Source organism: Roseixanthobacter glucoisosaccharinicivorans (assembly GCF_043195095.2).
Taxonomy (GTDB): Bacteria; Pseudomonadota; Alphaproteobacteria; order Rhizobiales; family Xanthobacteraceae; genus NCEH01.
The window spans coordinates 794,054-814,128 of sequence record NZ_CM195538.1 but is presented as its reverse complement, the minus strand read 5'-3'; the positions used below and the strand labels follow the sequence as shown (position 1 = coordinate 814,128).

General features: G+C 66.1%; 17 protein-coding genes. 8 read left to right on the top strand and 9 right to left on the bottom strand.

What is annotated here, in order from left to right:
* The 6 genes from V5F78_RS03415 to V5F78_RS03390 all read right to left on the bottom strand — a co-directional run bounded on the left by V5F78_RS03415 (position 1) and on the right by V5F78_RS03390 (position 6,427).
* A complete protein-coding gene (locus V5F78_RS03415; protein WP_394066553.1) occupies positions 1-1,323 on the bottom strand; it encodes a TRAP transporter large permease in 1,323 nt (440 codons plus the stop codon).
* Positions 1,320-1,937, bottom strand: a complete 618-nt coding sequence (locus tag V5F78_RS03410) for a TRAP transporter small permease (RefSeq protein WP_394066886.1) — start codon at positions 1,935-1,937, stop codon at positions 1,320-1,322. Before V5F78_RS03410 ends, V5F78_RS03415 begins: the two co-directional genes overlap by 4 nt.
* A gap of 350 nt (positions 1,938-2,287) precedes the next feature.
* Positions 2,288-3,283 (bottom strand): TRAP transporter substrate-binding protein, encoded by a 996-nt coding sequence (locus V5F78_RS03405; protein WP_394066555.1) that lies wholly within the window; start codon positions 3,281-3,283, stop codon positions 2,288-2,290.
* Between the two features lie 270 nt (positions 3,284-3,553).
* Complete coding sequence (locus tag V5F78_RS03400) at positions 3,554-4,510, bottom strand: LysR substrate-binding domain-containing protein (protein ID WP_394066557.1); 957 nt, start codon at positions 4,508-4,510, stop codon at positions 3,554-3,556.
* Between the two features lie 65 nt (positions 4,511-4,575).
* The gene (locus tag V5F78_RS03395; protein WP_394066559.1) at positions 4,576-5,262 is read right to left on the bottom strand and encodes a class I SAM-dependent methyltransferase; all 687 of its coding nucleotides are present in this window, start codon (positions 5,260-5,262) and stop codon (positions 4,576-4,578) included.
* A 25-nt stretch (positions 5,263-5,287) separates the two neighbouring features.
* A complete protein-coding gene (locus tag V5F78_RS03390) occupies positions 5,288-6,427 on the bottom strand; it encodes a CaiB/BaiF CoA transferase family protein (protein ID WP_394066561.1) in 1,140 nt (379 codons plus the stop codon).
* A gap of 304 nt (positions 6,428-6,731) precedes the next feature.
* Here V5F78_RS03390 and V5F78_RS03385 point away from each other — a divergent pair, with 304 nt between their 5' ends.
* From V5F78_RS03385 to V5F78_RS03355, 7 genes are all read left to right on the top strand, one after another.
* Positions 6,732-7,562: an HpcH/HpaI aldolase/citrate lyase family protein gene (locus V5F78_RS03385; RefSeq protein ID WP_394066562.1), complete on the top strand. Its 831-nt coding sequence runs from the start codon at positions 6,732-6,734 to the stop codon at positions 7,560-7,562.
* The gene (locus V5F78_RS03380; RefSeq protein WP_394066563.1) at positions 7,559-8,929 is read left to right on the top strand and encodes an MmgE/PrpD family protein; all 1,371 of its coding nucleotides are present in this window, start codon (positions 7,559-7,561) and stop codon (positions 8,927-8,929) included. Before V5F78_RS03385 ends, V5F78_RS03380 begins: the two co-directional genes overlap by 4 nt.
* Before the next feature lie 311 nt (positions 8,930-9,240).
* On the top strand, positions 9,241-11,016 hold the full coding sequence (gene gcl, locus V5F78_RS03375; protein WP_394066565.1) for a glyoxylate carboligase: 1,776 nt from the start codon (positions 9,241-9,243) through the stop codon (positions 11,014-11,016).
* A gap of 302 nt (positions 11,017-11,318) precedes the next feature.
* Positions 11,319-12,095 (top strand): hydroxypyruvate isomerase, encoded by a 777-nt coding sequence (hyi, locus tag V5F78_RS03370; RefSeq protein ID WP_348847069.1) that lies wholly within the window; start codon positions 11,319-11,321, stop codon positions 12,093-12,095.
* 92 nt (positions 12,096-12,187) lie between these two features.
* Entirely contained in the window at positions 12,188-13,066 is an 879-nt protein-coding gene (glxR, locus tag V5F78_RS03365) for a 2-hydroxy-3-oxopropionate reductase (RefSeq protein ID WP_394066567.1), read from the top strand.
* A gap of 204 nt (positions 13,067-13,270) precedes the next feature.
* Positions 13,271-14,740 (top strand): pyruvate kinase, encoded by a 1,470-nt coding sequence (gene pyk / locus V5F78_RS03360; protein ID WP_394066569.1) that lies wholly within the window; start codon positions 13,271-13,273, stop codon positions 14,738-14,740.
* Positions 14,741-14,968: 228 nt separating this feature from the next.
* On the top strand, positions 14,969-15,451 hold the full coding sequence (locus V5F78_RS03355) for a CYTH domain-containing protein (RefSeq protein ID WP_394066570.1): 483 nt from the start codon (positions 14,969-14,971) through the stop codon (positions 15,449-15,451).
* Positions 15,452-15,490: 39 nt separating this feature from the next.
* On the opposite strand, the gene V5F78_RS03350 is transcribed toward V5F78_RS03355, so the two are convergent.
* Entirely contained in the window at positions 15,491-16,447 is a 957-nt protein-coding gene (locus V5F78_RS03350; RefSeq protein WP_394066888.1) for a uracil-DNA glycosylase, read from the bottom strand.
* A 211-nt stretch (positions 16,448-16,658) separates the two neighbouring features.
* On the opposite strand from V5F78_RS03350, the gene V5F78_RS03345 reads away from it, so the two are divergent.
* Positions 16,659-18,332 (top strand): electron transfer flavoprotein-ubiquinone oxidoreductase, encoded by a 1,674-nt coding sequence (locus tag V5F78_RS03345; protein ID WP_394066572.1) that lies wholly within the window; start codon positions 16,659-16,661, stop codon positions 18,330-18,332.
* Between the two features lie 65 nt (positions 18,333-18,397).
* On the opposite strand, the gene V5F78_RS03340 is transcribed toward V5F78_RS03345, so the two are convergent.
* Both V5F78_RS03340 and V5F78_RS03335 read right to left on the bottom strand, forming a co-directional pair.
* On the bottom strand, positions 18,398-19,201 hold the full coding sequence (locus V5F78_RS03340) for a bestrophin-like domain (RefSeq protein WP_394066574.1): 804 nt from the start codon (positions 19,199-19,201) through the stop codon (positions 18,398-18,400).
* 41 nt (positions 19,202-19,242) lie between these two features.
* Entirely contained in the window at positions 19,243-19,926 is a 684-nt protein-coding gene (locus V5F78_RS03335; RefSeq protein ID WP_394066576.1) for a TetR/AcrR family transcriptional regulator, read from the bottom strand.
* Positions 19,927-20,075 lie beyond the last annotated feature (149 nt).

Here is a 20,075-nt window from a genome sequence, read left to right as displayed (position 1 = left end):
TCAGCGGCCCAGCAGATGCGGGACGAACAGGGTGATGGCCGGGATATAAGTGATGGCCAGCAGGAAGGCGATCATCGCCAGCAGCCAGGGCATCACCGCCACGGTGAGTTCGCTGATGCCCATGCGCGTGATGCCGGACGCCACGTAGAGATTGAGGCCGACCGGGGGATGGCACATGCCGACCTCCATGTTCACCACGATCATGATGCCGAAATGCAGCGGATCAATGCCCAGCCGCACCGCCACCGGCGTGAGGATCGGCGCCATGATGAGCACGATCGAGGTCGGCTCCATCACATTGCCGGCCAGAAGCAGCAGCACGTTCACCATGAGCAGGAAGCCGATGGCGCCGAAGCCGAGGTCCACCATCCATTGCGTCATGGCCTGGGGAATATTCTCGTTGGTCATGAGGAACGAGAACAGGGCCGCGTTGGAGATGATGTAGAGCAGCATCGCCGACATGTTGGCGCTCGACAGCAGCACCCGCGGCACATCCTTCAGGCCCATGTCGCGATACACGAACACCGCGATGATGAAGGCATAGACCGCCGCCACCGCCGCCGCCTCGGTCGGCGTGAACGCGCCGGTATAGATGCCGCCCATCACGATGACGATCAGCGCGAGGCCCCAGATGCTCTCGCGGAACGCCCGCCAGCGTTCGATCATCGTCGCGCGCGGCATGCGCGGATAATCATTCTTCCACGCGCGATACCAGGTGGTGACGCCGAGCAGCACCGCCAGCAGGAGCCCCGGCACCACACCGGCGATGAACAGATCGCCGATCGAGGCGGAGGTGACGCGCTCGCCGTTCGGCCCGGTCATCTGCAGGCCGGTGGTGGCGACCGAATACATCACCATCACGATCGACGGCGGAATGAGAATGCCGAGCGCGCCCGAGGTGGTGACCACGCCGGCGCCGAATTTCGGCGGAAAGCCCTGCGCCTGCATCGCGGGAAGGATGATCGAGCCGATCGCCACCACGGTCGCCGGCGAGGAGCCGGAGACCGCCGCGAACAAGGCGCAGGCGAGCACGCCGGCAAGCCCGAGGCCCCCCGGCCAATGGCCGATCAGCGAGGTGGCGAAATTGATCAGCCGTCGCGCGACCCCGCCGTGGGTGAGGAAATTTCCCGCCAGGATGAAGAACGGGATCGCCATGATCTCGAACTTCTCGATGCCCGTGAACAGCTTTTGCGCGACGATGTCGACCGGGATCGTGGTCAGCGTATAGACGAAGGTCAGAACCGTCATGCCGAGCGCGATCGAAATCGGCATCCCGGTCAGCATCAGAAGCAGAAACAGGCCGAAGATGATGAGGGCGCTCACCGGCGGATCTCCTTCGGAAACAGATCGGAGGAATCGGCGCCGGGCAGGTCGGTATCCAGCCCGTCCACATGGCCATGGTCGTGCACCGGCAGGTGGCCCGTGCGCCAGAACGACAGCGCCACCTGGAGAAAGCGGAAACACATGAGATAGGAGCCGATGGGGATCGCCAGATAGACGATCCAGGACGGCAGCTCCATTTCCGCCGTCATGTCGCCGAAGGCGTAGCGCGCCATCACGAATTTCACGCCGAACGTGCCGACCACCGCCGTGAACAGGGCGCCGCACAGCAGCCCGAACAGGATCAGCGCGGCGCGCGAGCGGTCTGGCAGGCGGTTCACCAGCACGTCGACGCCCACATGGATGCCGGTGCGCACGCCATAAGCGGCGCCGATCTTGGCCATCCACACGAACATCAGGATGCACGCTTCCTGCGCCCAGCCGAGGTTGATGTGGCCCACATAGGGATAAAGCAGGCTGGTGCCGGCCGCGTAACGCTGGAGGACGGCCACGAAGATCAGCAAGGTGGCCGCGCCGATCAGCACCGCGATCAGCGTTTCCTCCAGATGATCGAGGACATGGAACAGTGCCGTGCGCGCGCCGTTGGTGCGGATCATGATCGCCATGTAGATGACGAACACCGCCGCCGTGAATGCGAGCATCGTGTAGAGCTTGTACAGCGGATCTTCCATGGCCTCCCCTCTCGGGCGCGTTTCGGCGGCCCGGTGACCGGGCGCCTGAACGATGCTCTTCTTTTCGAATGCGGTCAGCCGATGCCGTCGGCGTGGCCCTGGTGTGGCGCCGATGGCCGCGCAGATGCCGGCACGTCGCCAGCGGCGGCCCGGGCGCGTTCGCGTCCCGCCCTGGCCGCTGGAGCCCGGCCAGATCTGGCCGCGCGCGCCCCGACGGGCGCGGACAAAACCCGAAGGCCGCGCCGCGCGGGGCGGGCGGCCTTCAGGTCAGGCGATCATTTGGTGGCCTCAGTCTCTTTCAGCACCGCGTTGATGGTTTCCTGGCCGATGCGGCTTCCCATCTCGGTATAGACCACCTCCATCGCCTTGCGGAACGCGGCGGTCGTTTCCTTGGTCGGGGTCGAGATCTGGATCTTGCCGGACGCCTTCATCGCGTTGAGCGCCTCGTCATTCTCGGCCTGCGAGATGGAATTGGAATAGGCGGTGGCCTCCGCCATGGCCTTTTCCAATTGCGTGCGCACGTCGGCGGGCAACCCGTCCCAGAACGGCTTGTTCACGATCACCGCATAGCCGATATAGCCGTGATTGGTGACCAGCGCATACTTCTGCACTTCATAATGCTTCTGGGTATACATGTTGGAAGGCGTATTCTCCGAGCCATCCACCACGCCGGTCTGCATGGCCTGATAGACTTCCGAGAAGGCCATCACCTGCGGCAGCGCGCCGATGGCGCGGAATTGCGCGTCCAGAACCTTGGACGACTGGATGCGCATCTTCAGGCCCCGGAAGTCCGTGGGCTTGGCGATCGGCGTGTTGGCGCTCATGATCTTGAAGCCATTGTCCCAATAGGCAAGACCCTTGATGCCCTTGGACTCGAGCTTGGCGAACAGCGTCTTGCCCACCTTGCCGTCGGTGACCCGGCGCAGCGCTTCCTTGTTCGGGAAGATATAGGGCAGGTCGAACACCTCGAACTCCCGCACGCCGAGCGGGCCGAACTTGGCGAGCGAGGGCGCGAGCATCTGCACGGCGCCGAGCTGAAGCGCCTCCATCTCCTCCTTGTCCTTATAGAGCTGGGAGTTGGGGTAGATTTCGACCTTCACCTTGCCGTTGGTGTATTTCTCGGCCAGCTGCTTGAACCTCTCCGCGCCCTTGCCCTTGGGGGTATCGGGGGTGGTGACATGGCTGAACTTGATCACGATCTGCTGGGCGAAGGCGGCCGGCGCCCCCATCAGCGCAGCCGCCATCACGGCACCGAATACGAACCTCTTCATTGCGTCTCTCCCTCTTCGTGCCGCCAACGCGGCCCCTCTTGATCGCGGCGCATTCGCCCGCGACATTGGGGACCTTCGCGGGCCGCAACGGCCCGCCAGCGTCATCTGCGCCGGCGCATCTTGAAAATGCGCGACGCCAGAAGCAAAGACTATTTAAAGCTGCTTGTAATCGCAATTTATTATAGCGGCGACGAAATCAGTATTCCGTAAGGTCATGTGCCCGCGAAACGGTAATTCTGCGTTTTGAAGCCGCGGCGCCGCGGCGCCACGCTAGCGGCCCTCTTCCAGATCCTCGGCCAGGGAGGCGCTCCAGGCCCCTTCCCGCACCAGGCGGATCAAGGTGGCGTGCGCCAGTGCGTCGATGGCGCGCACGGCGTTGGACAGCGGCCGGTCGCAGGGCCGCACGATGTGCAGGTCGCGCGTGAGCACGGGCACGCCCAGCGGCCAGGCGAGCAGCCGCCCTTCCTCCACCTCGCGCCGCACCGCCGCCGCCGGCAGGATGGCATAGCCGAGGCCGCCTTCCACCAGCAGCTTGATCTGCCCATAAGTGTCGATGTCGATCACGGTGCTCAGCAACGCCCCCTCGGACATGGCCCGCTCCTCGATCAGTTCACGCAGGCCATGGCCCAGGCTCGGCAGAATCAGCGTGAGCTGCGCCACCCGCCCGAGCGGCACCGGCCCACCCGAGGGATGGCTCTCCCCTTCCGGCGGCACCTTGGGGCCGATCAGGCACAATTCCTCGGACAGCACGCGATGGGCGGTCAGGCCGCGATCATTCACCGTGCGATAGAGCACGCCGAGATCAATCTTGCCGTCGCGCAGCCAATCCAGCACGAAGCCGCTCATGGCTTCCGCGACCCGCAGCTTGACCTTGGGATAGCGCCGGCGCGCTTCGCTCAGCAAAGGCACACACAACATCTGGCTGATGGTGCCGGGCATGCCGAATCGCACTTCGCCGGCCGGCTCCGCCTGCCCGCCCTTCACCGCCTCGCGCGCCACCTCCATCTGGCCGATGATCAGCCGGGCATGGCGCAGCAGCGTTTCCCCCGCCTCCGTCGGGCGCACGCCCTGCGGGCTGCGGAACAGCAGGTCCACCCCAAGGTCCATCTCCATGTTGCGCACATGCTGGCTCAACGCCGGCTGGGCCACGCGCAGGCGATGGGCCGCCTTGGAGAAGGAGCCCATCTCGACGATGGTGATGAAATAACGAAGCTGTCGCAGGTCCACGGTCGGCGTCTTCCCTAAGGGTCAGATGCCGGGATTATACGCAGACGGCTACAGAGAAGGAAAATCTATGGGGCGGCAATGCCCAGCCGGTGCGCCCGGTGCGGCTGAACCAGGCGGAAGCTCTCCCCCTCCGGCACCGCATTGGCGCTGAACAGCTCCTGCAGCGCGGCACGCTTCTCGACGGTCGCGGAAGCGCGGGCGGGGTCCACCTCCACCAGCTTGGCGATGAAGGCGTCCAGCCCGGAGAATTTGCGCAGATCGTCATATTCCACGCATTCAAGAATGCGCAGGCCGTCGCGCTCCACACCAGCCAGGGCCGCCTGGGCCTGCGCGCGAATCTCGGTCTCGTCCTCCACCGGCAGCATGGAGGCGAAGAAGGTGCCCGCCGCCAGCGGCTCGACCACCACCACATTGCCGCCACTCACCCGCGCCGCCTCGCGCAACGCCGCCGCCATCAGCGGCTGCGGCACGTGGTGCAGGCTGTTGAGAAACACCGCCGCGCCGAATGTGCCATCGGCGAACGGCAGGTCCTGTGCGCCCGCCTGCTCGAACCTTGCCCCCGGCACCGCCTCGCGCGCCGCGGCGATCGCTTCCGCCTGGGGATCAATGCCGGTCACCTCGGCGCCGCGCGCGGCAAGGGCACGGGCGAGCGCGCCCTTGCCGCAGCCCACATCCAGCACTTTCAGCGCCGCGAAGGGCGCAAGCCAACGCTCCAGGAGGCCGAGCGCAGTGCCGGCGGGGCGAACAGTCATGGCGTTTCTTCCCTGTTTTATTGCCTCAGACGGATACCGGCGCGGGGGCGAAGGCGGCGCGCACCGCGTCCGTGTGAGCGCCGAGCGCCGGCACCGCGCCGAAGTCCGCCGGCTTGCCATCCACCACCGCTCCGGGCGCCAGGTAGCGCACGGGGCCTGAGGGTGTTTCCACTTCCACATAGCGGTTTTGGGGATGGGCCGCGACATCTTCCAGCGTGCTCACCCGGCCATAGGCAACGCGGGCGCGCTCCAGCCGCTCCACCGCCTGCGCGCGGGTCAGCGTGGAGAAGACCGCGTTGATCGCCTCATCCAGCGCCGGGCGGGAGGCGACGCGATTGTTGTTGCTGTCGAAGCGCGGATCGGCGGCGATGGCGGCATCGCCCAGCACCTCGGTGCAGAACATCAGCCATTCCCGCTCGTTCTGGATCGAGAACAGCACCGCCTTGCCGTCGGCGCAGGTATAGGCGCCATAGGGCGCGATGGTGGGATGGTTGAGGCCCGCCCGCTCCGGCACCTTGCCGCCATAGACATATTGCAGATAGGGCACGTTCATCCAGTCGGACAGCGCGTGATAAAGCGACACCGCGATGTGCCGGCCGATGCCGGTGCGCTCGCGGGCATAGAGCGCCTGCATCACCGCCTGAAGCGCCGTCATGCCGGCGGCGATGTCGCACACCGAGACGCCGACCCGCGCCGAGCCATGCTCATTGCCAGTGATGGAGGAGAGCCCGCTCTCCGCCTGCACCAGCAGGTCATAGGCCTTCAGATCGCGATAGGGACCCTCGTCGCCATAGCCGGAGATGGAGCAGGTGATCAGGCGGGGATTTTCCGCCCGCAGCTTGTCCGGCGCGAAGCCGAGCCGGTCGATGGCGCCGGGGGCGAGATTCTGGATGAAGATGTCCGCCTGCGCCACCATCGCCCGCAACACGGCGAGGTCCTCAGGGGCCTTCAGGTCGAGGCAGACGGATTCCTTGCCCCGGTTCAGCCAGACGAAATAAGCGCTCTCGCCATGCACCAGGGAATCGTAATTGCGGGCGAAATCCCCCTCCGGCCGCTCGATCTTGATGACCCGCGCGCCAGCATCCGCGAGGCGGGACGACAGATAGGGAGCGGCCACCGCCTGCTCCACGGAGACGACAAGGATGCCTTCAAGATCGTTCTGCATCGGGACCGGAAAAGTTCGAGGAGCCATCGCGGCCGGCGCGCACGCCGTGCGGGTCGCATAAGGATGACACTCGCCCTAAAGCTGGCCAGAGCACAAATACGCATCTGGCCTAGGCGCCATATACAAATCATATAGCGCGATTTCGCGCCGCGCCACCGGCCGCCCGCCCCTGCCACCGGGCGGACGGTCCGCCTTCGCGGGGGGCCATAGGTCTTTGCTATGAGCGGGCAAGCAATTCCCTATTTGCGCCGGCCGGACCGCGCGGCACTGTGCGACCCTCCTTCGTTCTGACCCAGGGCGGTTCATGTCCTCTTCGCTGTTCGACGCGCGTCTCGTGGTCCTGTTCGTTCCCGGCGACCGCCCGGAACGCTTCGGCAAGGCGCTCAACGCCGGTGCCGATGCCATCATCCTCGATTTGGAGGATGCCGTGGCGGTGGCCGAGAAGCCCCATGCGCGCGAGGCCATCGCGGCCGGCTTCCCGGCGGGCGGCGGGCCGATCTTCCTACGCGTCAATCCCGTCGGCACGCCCTGGCACGCGGAAGACCTCGCTTTGGCGCGGCGCCTGCCGCTCACCGGGCTGGTGCTGCCCAAGGCCGAGAACGTCGCAGACCTTCCCGATCTCGACGGCCTGCCGGTGATGGCGCTGGTGGAAACCGCGCGCGGCATCGCCAATGCTCGCGCCATCGCCGCCGCGCCGCAGGTGCGCCGGCTGGCGTTCGGCTCCATCGACTTCGCCGCCGACATCGGCAGCGCCCATACCAACGATGCCCTGCTCGCCGCGCGCAGCGAACTGGTGCTGGCCTCGCGCCTCGCGGGGCTCGCCGGCCCGCTCGACGGGGTGACCGCCGGCTTCGACGATGCCGCGCTGTGCGAGCGCGAGGCCGCTTATGCCGCAAGCCTCGGCTGCGCCGGCAAGCTGTGCATCCATCCGCGCCAGATCGCCCCGGTGATCAAGGGATTTGCCCCTTCGGACGCGGAACTGGAATGGGCGCGGCGGGTGCTGGCGGCCTCGGCCGCCGGAGGCGCTGCGGTGAAGCTGGACGGGGCCATGGTGGACACGCCGGTGCGCCTGCGCGCCGAAGGCATTTTGGCCCGCGCGCAGGGCACGCCGGCGCTTCAGGGAGACGCCAAATGAGCGACGAAACCAACATTCTCGCCCGCTATGTCGCGGACCTCGCCTTCGCCGACCTCCCGCCCGAAGTGGTGGCGCGGGCGGAACGGCTGGTGCTCGACTTCTTCGGCAATATCGCGCGCGGCGGGGCGGATGCGGAATCCAGCGCCAGCGTGCGCGCCATGCTCGCCCGGCTCGGCCTCGACGGCCCCGGCGCGTGCACCGTGGTCGGGGCGTCGCGCACCTATGCGCCGGCGGTCGCCGCACTGCTGAACGGCGTCTACGGCCATTCGCTGGATTTCGACGACACCCATGCGGAATCCTCGCTCCACCCGAGCGCTCCGGTGGTCTGCGCCGCCTTCGCCGCCGCCGAGATGGTGGGCGCCAGCGGGCGTGATTTCATCACCGCCGTGATCGCCGGATATGAAGTGTGCTGCCGGCTCGGCGTCGCGCTTGATCCCACTGTGCACTATGCGCGCGGCTTCCATCCCACCGCCACCGCCGGCACGTTCGGTGCGGCGGCGGCGGCGGGCAAGCTGCTGGGGCTGGACGCCGAGCGCATCGCCTGCGCCTTCGGGGTCGCGGCGAGCCAGGCGGCGGGCTCGCTGCAATTCCTGGTCAACGGCGCCTGGAACAAGCGCTACCAGGTGGGCGCGGCCGCCATGAACGGGCTGATCGCCGCCACCCTTTCGGCCGAAGGCTTCAAGGGCGCCTCGGAGGCCATCGAGGGCAAGCACGGGTTCCTGCACGGTTATAGCGACGGCGCCGACCCGGCCAAGGCGGTGCGCGACCTCGGCACCGTGTACGAGACCATGAAGATCGGGCTCAAGCCCTATCCCAGCTGCCGCTATACCCATGCCGCCCTCGACGGGCTGCTGTCGCTGCGGGCCGAACATCATCTCACCGCCGCCGACATCGTGAAGGTGCGCGTGGGGCTGCATCCCAACGGCATCACGCTCACCGGCGCGCCGCTCGACGAGAAGCGCCGGGCGCGCACGGTGGTGGACGGGCAATTCTCCATGCCCTTCACCGCCGCCGTCGCGCTCGACCAGGGCGCCTTCGGCTGGGACGATTACGACCGGCTCGGCGATCCCGCCATCGAGGCCATGTGCGATCGGATCGACGTGGAGGCGGATCCGGCGCTCGAAGGCCGCGCCCATCCCTTCGGCGCGCTCCTCACCGTGACCACCACCGGCGGCACGTTCGAGCTGGACATTCCCGACCCCTCGGGCGAACCGGACCTGTTTCCGGCGGACGCGGCGCTGTCCGCGAAATTCACCACGCTGGTGAAGCCGGTGCTCGGGGGCAAGACTCCGGATCTCGCGCGCAGCCTGCTCCAGAGCACGGATATCGCGAATATGGCGCAGGTGGCGGCCCTCGCCCGCGCCTGAGGCGGATCATCGGCACGCGCCCCGGCGGAACGGCGCGCAGCGGGCACATCGCACCGGCGGCGGACCAGGGGTCCGGCCGCTGGTGCGCGTTTCTCGGCCCGGCGCCGATCCGGCCCCCATCGCGTGCCGAAGCGGGCCAAGCCTCGGGAAAGGCGTTTCGCAGCGCACATGCTGCAGCGCCAAACTATTCAGCCGACACGGCTTTTTTGCCATCTTTGCCTTTTCGGCATCAATGTCGTTCCATATCTTCGATAGTGGAACGAAACGCAGGGGAGTATCCAGGGGGCAATTCAGAAACAGGGAGGGACACCATGCCCCGCATGCGTGCCATTGACGCTGCCGTCCGCGTTCTCGAGAAGGAAGGCATCACCTGCGCCTTCGGCGTGCCCGGCGCAGCCATCAACCCGCTTTACTCCGCCATGAAGCTGCGCGGCTCCATCCGCCACGTGCTGGCGCGCCATGTGGAAGGCGCCTCCCACATGGCCGAGGGCTATACCCGCGCGGTCGCCGGCAATATCGGCGTGTGCATCGGCACCTCCGGCCCCGCCGGCACCGACATGATCACCGGCCTCTATTCCGCCTCGGCGGATTCGATCCCGATCCTGTGCATCACCGGCCAGGCGCCCCGCGCCCGCCTCTATAAGGAAGACTTCCAAGCGGTGGACATCGAATCCATCGCCAAGCCGGTTACCAAATGGGCCGTGACTGTGCGCGAGCCGGCGCTGGTGCCCATGGTGTTCCAGCAGGCCTTCCACGTCATGCGCTCCGGCCGTCCCGGCCCGGTGCTGATCGACCTGCCCATCGACGTGCAGCTCGCCGAGATCGAATTCGACGAAAGCACCTACGAACCCCTGCCCGTCTACAAGCCCAAGGCCACCCGCGCCCAGGCCGAGAAGGGCCTCGAATTCCTGCTCTCGTCCGAGCGCCCGCTGATCGTCGCCGGCGGCGGCATCATCAATGCGGACGCCTCCGACCTGCTGGTGGAACTGGCCGAAGTCACCGGCGTGCCGGTCATCCCCACCCTCATGGGCTGGGGCACCATCCCGGACGACCATCCGCTGATGGCCGGCATGTGCGGCCTGCAGACCTCGCATCGCTACGGCAATGCGAACATGCTGGCCTCCGACTTCGTGCTCGGCATCGGCAACCGCTGGGCGAACCGCCACACCGGCTCGGTCGAGGTCTACACCAAGGGACGCAAGTTCGTGCACGTGGACATCGAGCCGACCCAGATCGGCCGCGTGTTCGGGCCGGATTTCGGCATCGTCTCCGACGCCAAGGCGGCGCTGGCGCTGTTCGTCGAGATCGCCAAGGAATGGAAGGCCGCCGGCAAGCTGCCCGACTTCTCCAAATGGGCGGACGAATGCCTCATGCGTAAGCAGACCATGCTGCGCAAGTCGCACTTCGACAACGTGCCGCTGAAGCCGCAGCGCGTCTATGAGGAGATGAACGAGGCGCTCGGCCGCGATGTCACCTATGTCACCACCATCGGCCTGTCGCAGATCGCCGGCGCGCAGTTCCTGAACGTCTACAATCCGCGCCACTGGATCAATTGCGGCCAGGCCGGCCCGCTCGGCTGGACCCTTCCCGCCGCCCTCGGCGTGCGCGCCGCCCGGCCGGACGCCAAGATCGTCGCGCTCTCGGGCGATTACGACTTCCAGTTCCTGATCGAGGAACTGGCCGTGGGTGCCCAGCACAAGCTGCCCTATCTGCACGTGGTGGTGAACAATTCCTACCTCGGGCTGATCCGCCAGGCGCAGCGCGGCTTCGAGATGGATTTCGAAGTCTCGCTCTCGTTCGACAACATCAATTCGGAAGAGATCGGCGCCTATGGCGTGGATCACGTGGCGGTGGCCGAGGGCCTCGGCTGCAAGGCGATCCGCGTGCGCACGCCGAACGAGTTCAAGGATGCCTTCATCAATGCCGAGAAACTGATGCAGGAACATCAGGTGCCGGTGGTGCTGGAATTCATCCTGGAGCGCGTCACCAACATCGCCATGGGCGTCGAGATCGACAAGGTCAACGAGTTCGAGGACATCCTCGACGTGCCCGTGGACCAGGTGCGGCAGGTTGAGCCGGCCGAGTGATCTGCTAAAGCTTTGCTCCGCCCTGCCGTAGCCGGTTCCCTCCGGCTGCGCGCGTGGCGGGCGATGGCGGCGGCAGCGGGTCCACCCGGCGCCGCGCACATCGCTCCGAAGACCGACGACAAAACCGACCGACGAGACCACCGGAAGAAAAGGCCCGCCGCCCCTGCCCGCCCGCGCGACGGTGCCGGTGCGCGGTGCGGCCAGGACCGCCCACCCAGAGACCAACCCGGTTCGGATCTGCCGTCCGTCGGGGAGTTGAGCGCAAACGTCCAAAAGGCCAGGCTAAGCCAGCGGAGAGGTGAATGCCCAAACTCGCAGCGAATCTCACAATGCTCTGGAACGAGCTTGATTTCACCGAACGCTTCGCCAAGGCGGCGTCGGTGGGCTTCAAGGGCGTCGAGTATCTGTTCCCCTATGCCTATCCCGCCGAGCAGCTCGCCGAGAAGCTCAAGGAAAACGGCCTGACCCAGGCGCTCCACAACCTGCCCGCCGGTGATTGGGCCAAGGGCGAGCGCGGCCTCGCCGTGCTGCCGGACCGGGTCGGCGAATTCCAGGACAGCGTCGGCAAGGGCATCGAATATGCCAAGGTGCTGGGCACGCAGACGCTGAACGTGCTGGTGGGCCTCACCCCCAAGGACGTGCCGGCCGAGAAGGTGCACGAGACCCTGGTGTCGAACCTCAAGTTCGCGGCCGCGGAACTCAAGAAGGCGGGCATCCCGTTCGTGGCGGAAGCCATCAACACCCGCGACATTCCCGGCTTTTACCTGACCAACACCAAGCAGGCGCTGGCGCTGTTCGACGAAGTCGGCGCGGACGACATCTTCTTCCAGTACGACATCTACCACATGCAGATCATGGAGGGCGATCTCGTCCCCACCATCCGCGCCAACCTGCCCCGCATCAAGCACATCCAGCTGGCGGACAATCCCGGGCGTGGCGAGCCGGGCACCGGCGAGATCAATTATCCGTTCGTGCTGAAAGCCATCGACGAGGCCGGCTACACCGGCTGGATCGGCTGCGAATACAAGCCCAAGACCACCACCGATGAAGGCATCGGCTGGATCAAGGATTATCAGTAAGCCGTCCGCAGGCCGGACACCTCGGCTCCGGCCGCAAATCAAACATCCCTGCCCCGCCCGGCGGGGGTGAAACCAATCCAGGAGATACGCACATGAACGTGGGTTTCATCGGTCTCGGCATCATGGGCACCCCCATGGCCGGCCACCTTGTCGATGCCGGGCACAAGCTGTTCGTCTATGACGTGTTCAAGATCCCCGCCGAAATCACCGACAAGGGCGCGACCGCCGTCGCCTCCTCGGCCGAAGTGGCGAAGAATTCCGACATCATCATCCTCATGGTGCCCGATACGCCGCACGTGGACGAAGCCCTGTTCGGCAAGGGCGGCGTCGCCGAGGGCCTGACCGCCGGCAAGATCGTGGTGGACATGAGCTCCATCTCGCCGGTGGAGACCAAGAAGTTCGCGGAAAAGATCAACGCGCTCGGCTGCGATTATCTTGACGCTCCGGTCTCCGGCGGCGACGTGGGCGCCAAGGCCGCCTCGCTCACCATCATGGTCGGCGGCCCCGATGCCGCCTTCGAGAAGGTGAAGCCCCTGTTCGAGAAGATGGGCAAGAACATCACCCTCGTCGGCGGCAATGGCGACGGGCAGACCACCAAGGTCGCGAACCAGATCATCGTCGCCCTCACCATCGAAGCGGTGAGCGAGGCCCTGCTGTTCGCCTCCAAGGCCGGCGCCGACCCGGCCAAGGTGCGCCAGGCGCTGATGGGCGGCTTCGCCAATTCGCGCATCCTGGAAGTGCACGGCGAGCGCATCGTGAAGCGCAATTTCGCCCCCGGCTTCCGCATCGAGCTGCACCAGAAGGACTTGAACCTCGCGCTGTCCTCGGCGCGGGCGCTGCAGATCGCGCTGCCCAACACCGCCACCGCGCAGGAATTGTTCAACGCGGTTGCGGCCCGTGGCGGCGGCAAGCTGGACCATTCCGCCATGGTGCAGGCGCTGGAACTGCTGGCCAATCACGACGTCGCGTGAAAACGACCAAGCTTAGCCGAAAGTCATAGAACTTTCGGCTAAGGCCTTTATGTAAATGCGATACCCCCGGCCAATCGGGGCAGGCCCAAAGAGGGCGTCGCCACAAAGGCGATGGCCTCGCCCAAATGCTTCAGAAGCCGCAGCCAGCGGACGGAAACAGATCAGCGGGCGGCAAACCGCGCGCATCATCGGGAGGAGACGAGAATGTCGACGAAGCGCGCGCGTGCCACCAAGATCGTGGCGACCGTCGGGCCCGCCTCCAACAGCCCGGAAAAGCTGAAGGAATTGTTCCTGGCCGGGGTGGATGTGTTCCGCCTCAACTTCAGCCACGGCACTCAGGAAAACCACGGCGAGGTGCTCGCCCGCATCCGCAAGCTGGAGCAAGAGGTCGGCCGCCCCATCGGGGTCATCGCCGATCTTCAGGGCCCCAAGCTGCGCCTCGGCAAGTTCACCGACAACGCCATCACCTTCGCGCCCGGCAAAGTGCTGCGCTTCGACGCGGACGTTGAAAGGCTGGGCGATGAGAACCGCGTGCCGATCCCCCATCCCGACATCATCGAGGCGCTGGTCATCGGCTCCACCGTGCTGTGCGACGATGGCAAGGTACGCCTGAAGGTGGTGGCCAAGGGCCCCGGCTGGCTGGATGCGCAGGTCATCAGCGGCACGCGGCTTTCCAACAACAAGGGCTTCAACATTCCCGACGTGGTCCTGCCGCTCTCTCCGCTGACGGAGAAGGACCGCAAGGACCTGGATTTCGCCTGCAATCTCGGCGTCGAGTGGATCGCGCTCTCGTTCGTGCAGCGGCCCGACGACATCCATGAGGCGCGCGCGCTGATCGGTGATCGCGGCGCCGCCATCATGCTGAAGATGGAGAAGCCGGCGGCGGTGGAACATCTCACCGAGCTGGTGAAGCTCTCCGACTCGATCATGGTGGCGCGCGGCGATCTCGGCGTCGAACTCTCCCTGCCCGAGATCCCGGCGATCCAGAAGCGCATGATCGCGGAATCCCGCCGCTACGGAAAGCCGGTGATCGTCGCGACTCAGATGCTGGAAAGCATGATCACAGCGCCGGTCCCCACCCGCGCGGAAGTCTCCGACGTCGCCACCGCCGTCTATGAGGGCGCGGATTGCGTGATGCTCTCGGCCGAGAGCGCGGCCGGGCAATATCCGGTGGAGGCCGTCTCCTTCATGGACGACATCATCCGCCACGTGGAGCGCGACCCCGGCTATCGCCAGACGCTCGACGCCACCCAGGCCGAATGGGGCAAGACCATCGGCGACGCGGTGACGAAGGCGACCTACCAGACCGCCATCGCGGTGGATGCCTCCGCTTTGGTCGCCTACACGCTCTCCGGCACTACGGCCCTGCGCGCCGCGCGCGAGCGCCCGCCCATGCCGATCCTCGGCATCACCACCAGCCTGGAGACCGCTCGGCGGCTCGCGCTCTCCTACGGCGTCCATGCGGTGCATATGGACGAGGATATTCATTCATTCGGCGAGATGGTGGATACGGCAGTGCGGATCGCCGTGGAAGAAGATCTCGGCCGCCCCGGCGATCGCCTGGCGATCACCGCCGGCGTGCCGTTCGCCAAGCCCGGCACCACCAACATTATGCGGGTCACGACCATCGGGGACACCAATCCGCCGAGCAAGTTCGACGGCCCGCAGGGCTGATCGCTCTCGGCCGGGCGGCGCGCGCGCATCCCGGCCAGCAATCCCCGCGCGCTTTGGGAAAAATCAAAACCTGAGCGCGCGGAAAGGCTTGAGATTTTGTCTTATAAAATAGTCAAAGCGCGCCATTTTGGACGCAGTCATTCTTCTGTGCGCAGGCCGCAAGGCTTTTGAGATAGCGTCTTCGACGGAGATGCGGGAGACTTCGCCGATCGGCTATCAGGATCGCGCATGCCCGTCGAAGTCGAACGGAAGTTTTTGGTCACGTCCGACGCCTGGCGCGAGGATGCTCGCGGCGCACGCTTCTCCCAAGGGTATTTGTGCATCGGCCCCGAATGCACGGTGCGCATCCGCCGCGCGGGCGAGAAAGCCTTCATTACGGTGAAGGGCCGCACGGAAGGCATGTCCCGGCCGGAATTCGAATATGAAATCCCCCTCGACCATGCCGAGCTGATGCTTGCCGAGCAATGCATGAAGCCGCTGATCGAGAAGACCCGCTACGAGGTGGATTTCGCCGGCAAGGTCTGGACCGTCGACGTGTTCGAGGCTGCCAACAAGGGCCTCGTCGTGGCGGAGATCGAGCTGGCCGATCCCACGGAACAGGTCGCCTTGCCGCCCTGGATCGGCGAGGAAGTGACTGATGATCCGCGCTATCGCAACTCTTCGCTGGTCAGCGCACCGATGACCGGCTCTTACGAATCCGCCGATCTCTGATCGGGTCGGACAGCTGCCCAAAATGAGGCGCGCGCCGCCTCAGCCGGATTTTCCGCCGCTTTGGGCCAACAGGGCTTCAACCGCCAGCAGATCGCGCCACACCAGCCGCTTGCCCAAAGGCGTGCGCAGCAGATAGGCGGGGTGAAAGGTCGGCAGCGCGCGAATGACGCGGGTGCCGGTATCATAATCCACCAATTTTCCGCGAATCCGGGTGATGCCCTCGCTCACCGCCAGCAGCGCCTGGGCCGAGGGACCGCCGAGACAGACCACGATATCGGGGTCCGCCAGCTGGATCTGGCGGCGGATGAAGGGCAGGCAGATGGCGGTTTCCTGGGGCGTCGGCGTGCGGTTACCCGGCGGACGCCAGGGAATCACATTGGCGATATAGGCGCTGGTGCGATCAAGCCCGATGGCGCCGAGCATCAGATCCAGCAGACGCCCCGAGCGGCCGACAAAGGGGAGTCCCTGCTCATCCTCGTCGCGGCCCGGCGCTTCGCCCACGAACATGATGCGCGCGTCGGGATTGCCGTCGGCGAACACCATGCGGGTGGCGGTGCGCTTCAAGGGGCAGCCGTCGAACACCTCCATGATGGCGCGCAGCTCCTCCAGCGTCGCCGCCGCATGCGCCATGTCCCGCGCGGCCATTTCCGCCATGTCGGGCGGCGCCGCCGAGAGTGTCGGCACGGCCGGTGGATGGCTGGAAGCGCCGCCTGAGGCGCGCGCGGCAGCTCTCGCCGCCGCCTGTCCCGGCTCGGATGGGGCGGGGCGGCCGTGAGCGGAGACGGAGTGCGGCTGAACCGCCGGACGCGGAGAGCCGGCACCGCCCGGCGCGCCACGGGCCGGCGTGCCCTGCCCCCGCGCGGCCGCGGCCGCCGCCTGGGCCGTCGCGCTTTCGGCAAAGCGATCCACCGGCGTTTCGCCGAGGGCCACGTCCACCCCCGCCTCCAGATGGAAGGCCAGGATGTCGCGCCAGTCGTCGAGGGAGGAGGAAGCCATGGGCACCGGGTGGAATGAGGAGCCGCCAGAATAAAGCGGAACGGGCGCGGAGGGAACGCAATGATCGGGCATGGCACAGTCCCGCCGTGCGCCGGAAAAGGCCCCTAGTTCCCCCCTGCGCGAAGCTGACGCGTGCCGGAGCGAATTGTCAGAACGCTCCAACCGTGGAAGAACTCCAAGGATAAAAGATTGACGTATGCGGGAGCGATCAATGAGCGAGGCGGAACTGCCGGAACGCGAAGGCATGGACTACGACGTGGTCGTCGTGGGGGCAGGCCCCGCCGGGCTTGCCACGGCCATTCGCCTCAAGCAGCTCTCCGCCGAGCGCGGCGAGGAGATTTCCGTCGTGGTGGTGGAGAAGGGGTCCGAAGTCGGCGCCCACATCCTCTCCGGCGCGGTGGTGGACCCGATCGGCCTCGACCTGCTGTTTCCCGACTGGCGCGCCGAGGCTGACGCCCCCCTGGTGACCCAGGTGAGCGAGGATCATTTCTATCTGCTCGGTCCGGCCGGCGGGGTAAAGCTGCCCAATTTCGCCATGCCGCCGCTGATGAACAACCACGGCAATTATGTCGGCTCGCTGGGCAATGTCTGCCGCTGGCTGGCGCAGAAGGCCGAGGCGCTGGGGGTGGAGATCTACCCCGGCTTTGCCGCCGACGAGATTCTCTATGACGAGAAGGGCGCGGTGATCGGCATCGCCACCGGCGACATGGGCGTGGACAAGCACGGCAAGCCCAAGGGCGAATTCACCCGCGGCATGGAATTGCGCGGCCGCTACACCGTGTTCGCGGAAGGCGCGCGCGGCCATCTCACCAAGCAATTGATCGCGAAATACGCCCTCGATGCCGGCAAGGAGCCGGGCAAGTACGGCATCGGGCTGAAGGAATTGTGGAAGGTGAAGAAGGAAAAGCACCATCCCGGCCTGGTGCAGCACGCCTTCGGCTGGCCGCTCGGCAATTCCACCGGCGGCGGTGCGTTCCTCTATCACATGGAGGACGAGCAGGTGATGGTGGGCTTCGTGGTCCATCTCAATTACCAGAACCCCTATCTTTCCCCGTTCGACGAATTCCAGCGCTTCAAGACCCATCCCACCTTCCGCGACACCTTCGAGGGCGCAAAGCGCATCTCCTATGGCGCGCGCGCCATCACCGAGGGCGGGTATCAGAGCGTGCCGAAGCTCTCCTTCCCCGGCGGTGTGCTGGTGGGCTGCGCGGCCGGCTTCGTGAACGTGCCGCGCATCAAGGGCAGCCACAATGCGGTGCTCTCCGGCATTCTCGCTGCCGACCATCTCGCCCCGGTGCTCGCCGAAGGGCGCAGCCACGACGAGCTGATCACCTATGAGAATGCCTGGCGCTCCTCGGCCATCGGCGCGGACCTGAAGAAGGTGCGCAACGTGAAGCCGCTGTGGTCCAGGTTCGGCACCTTCATCGGCATCGGCCTCGGCGCGCTGGACATGTGGACCAACACCTTCGGCTTTTCCCTGTTCGGCACGCTGAAGCACGGCAAGACCGACGCGGCGAGCCTGAAGCCGGCGGCGCAGTGCAAGAAGATCGCCTATCCCAAGCCGGATGGCGTGCTGACCTTCGACAAATTGTCCTCGGTCTTCATCTCCAACACCAATCACGAGGAAGACCAGCAGGTCCATCTGGTGGTGAAGGACATGGCGCTGCAGAAGTCTTCCGAGCACGACATCTACGCCGGCCCGTCCAACCGATATTGCCCGGCCGGCGTCTATGAGTGGATCGAGGAGGGCGCGGACGCGCCGCGCTTCCAGATCAACGCGCAGAACTGCGTCCACTGCAAGACCTGCGACATCAAGGACCCGAACCAGAACATCACCTGGACCGCCCCGGAAGGCGGCGGCGGGCCGAACTATCCCAATATGTGAGGACGGGAACGGGGCGGGGCTTCTCCCGCCCCGGCCTGGATGCGGCGCGCGCCCCCGGGTGCGCCTCAGCCCGGCTGCGCCGCAGGCGTGAGCGGCGCCGGGCAGGGCTCGGCCTCCATGCGATGGAGCAGCCGCACCAGCGGCCCCGGCGAAACCTGGATCAGGCCGTCGAACGGCTCGCCCATCTCGATCACCAGGAAGATGGCGGCGGAAATCGCGATCATCGCGAGCACATGCCCAACGGCAACCAGCGGATTGCGCGGCGCGAACACCCCGAGATACAGGAAGATCAGCGAAAACCAGCAGATCACCACGGCGATGAAGATCGTGGGGGTCGCGGTGCGCGCGAGGCCCGAGACTTTCCAACGGTATTCGACCAGCTGATGGGCGAAGGCGAGCAGGGAGAGGCGTGCCTGCTTCTCGCTTTCGGTGCTCGGCTCCAGCGCGCGCACCTGCGAATCAAGCCGCAGGATCACCTTCAAGGCGGACCCGTCCGTGCGTGCCGCAGAAAAATCAGCGTTGTTCTGCCAGGTTTCGGCCAGCAGCTGCTGGCCGTATTCCTGCAACGTGTGGCGCAGATCACAGGCGGCCGGGCCATAATTGAGCAGTTCCAGGTCCGTCAACTGGATGCTCGCGGCGTATTTCTGCACGTCCGAATAGGCTTCACTGTAATTGTAGCGCGCCGAATTGACCATCAGGCCCAGCAACAGGGCGGACATGGTGGAAACCATCGCCATGCTTGCCTTCAGGCTCATGATGGAGCCTTCCCCAAGCCAGGCCTCGGGCAATCGCCGCGCCAACACGCTGCCCGCGCCCGCCGCGAGGAGCATCAGCGCGAAGGTGGCGACGATCGAGGTCCAGATATTCATAGCCTCAGCTTCCCAGCTTCCTCGTCATGCGCGGCGAAGCTTTAGTACTGCCCGCCCTTCGCGGCGCCAAGGCCCGCGCCCGCTTCGCCCGATTCTGCCGCATTAGCCGAGCCTTCGACGATGCCCCGCATGGTGAAGCTGGCGCCGTGCAGGAAGCTTTTCACGGCATCGCGCACCACGTCGTCGAGGCTGTCGGGGGTCGGCGTGCCATACACGAAGCGGCGGATGGCGAGATAGAAGATGCGCCCGTGGAGGCCCCAGAACATCTCCGCCTCCCGCTCGCCGATGGGCGTCTCCCGCGGCGACGGCAGGCCGAGATCGTGTCGCAGCTCCGCGCAGGCCGGCAGGATGATGAGGTCGCGCACGATGGTGAGATAGCGCTTCGTGATGTCGAACGACTTCAGTCCTGAAAAGACGAAGATTCGCACCCACTGATAATCGAAGACCTTCTCGACATATTGCAGATAGAAGGCGATCAGCCGCTCTTCGAGCGAATGGCTGCGATCCTTGACCAGACGTTCCCAATCCGGATTCCAGCGGCTGAGATAGACGTGCTCGTACACGCGCTCGATCAGCGCTTCCTTGCTGGGAAAATGGCGATAGATGGCGGAATGGGTGATGCCCATGCGCTTCGCCAGCTCGCGGGTCTGCCCCTCGAAGCCGTGCTCGGCGAAGAAGCGGGCGGCTTCCTCGACGATGGCCAGCTCGCGATCGGCGGCGCGCATGTTGCGGCGCCTGGGGCGCACCTTCGCCGCATCGACGGGCGCCGCCTGCGCCATCACCTCGGGCGCAACCTCGGGGCCGGGCGGCCCACTGCGTGTCCGCGCGGAAGCTGACGCGTCGGCCGTGACGGCCTTTCTGCGAGGCGATGCGC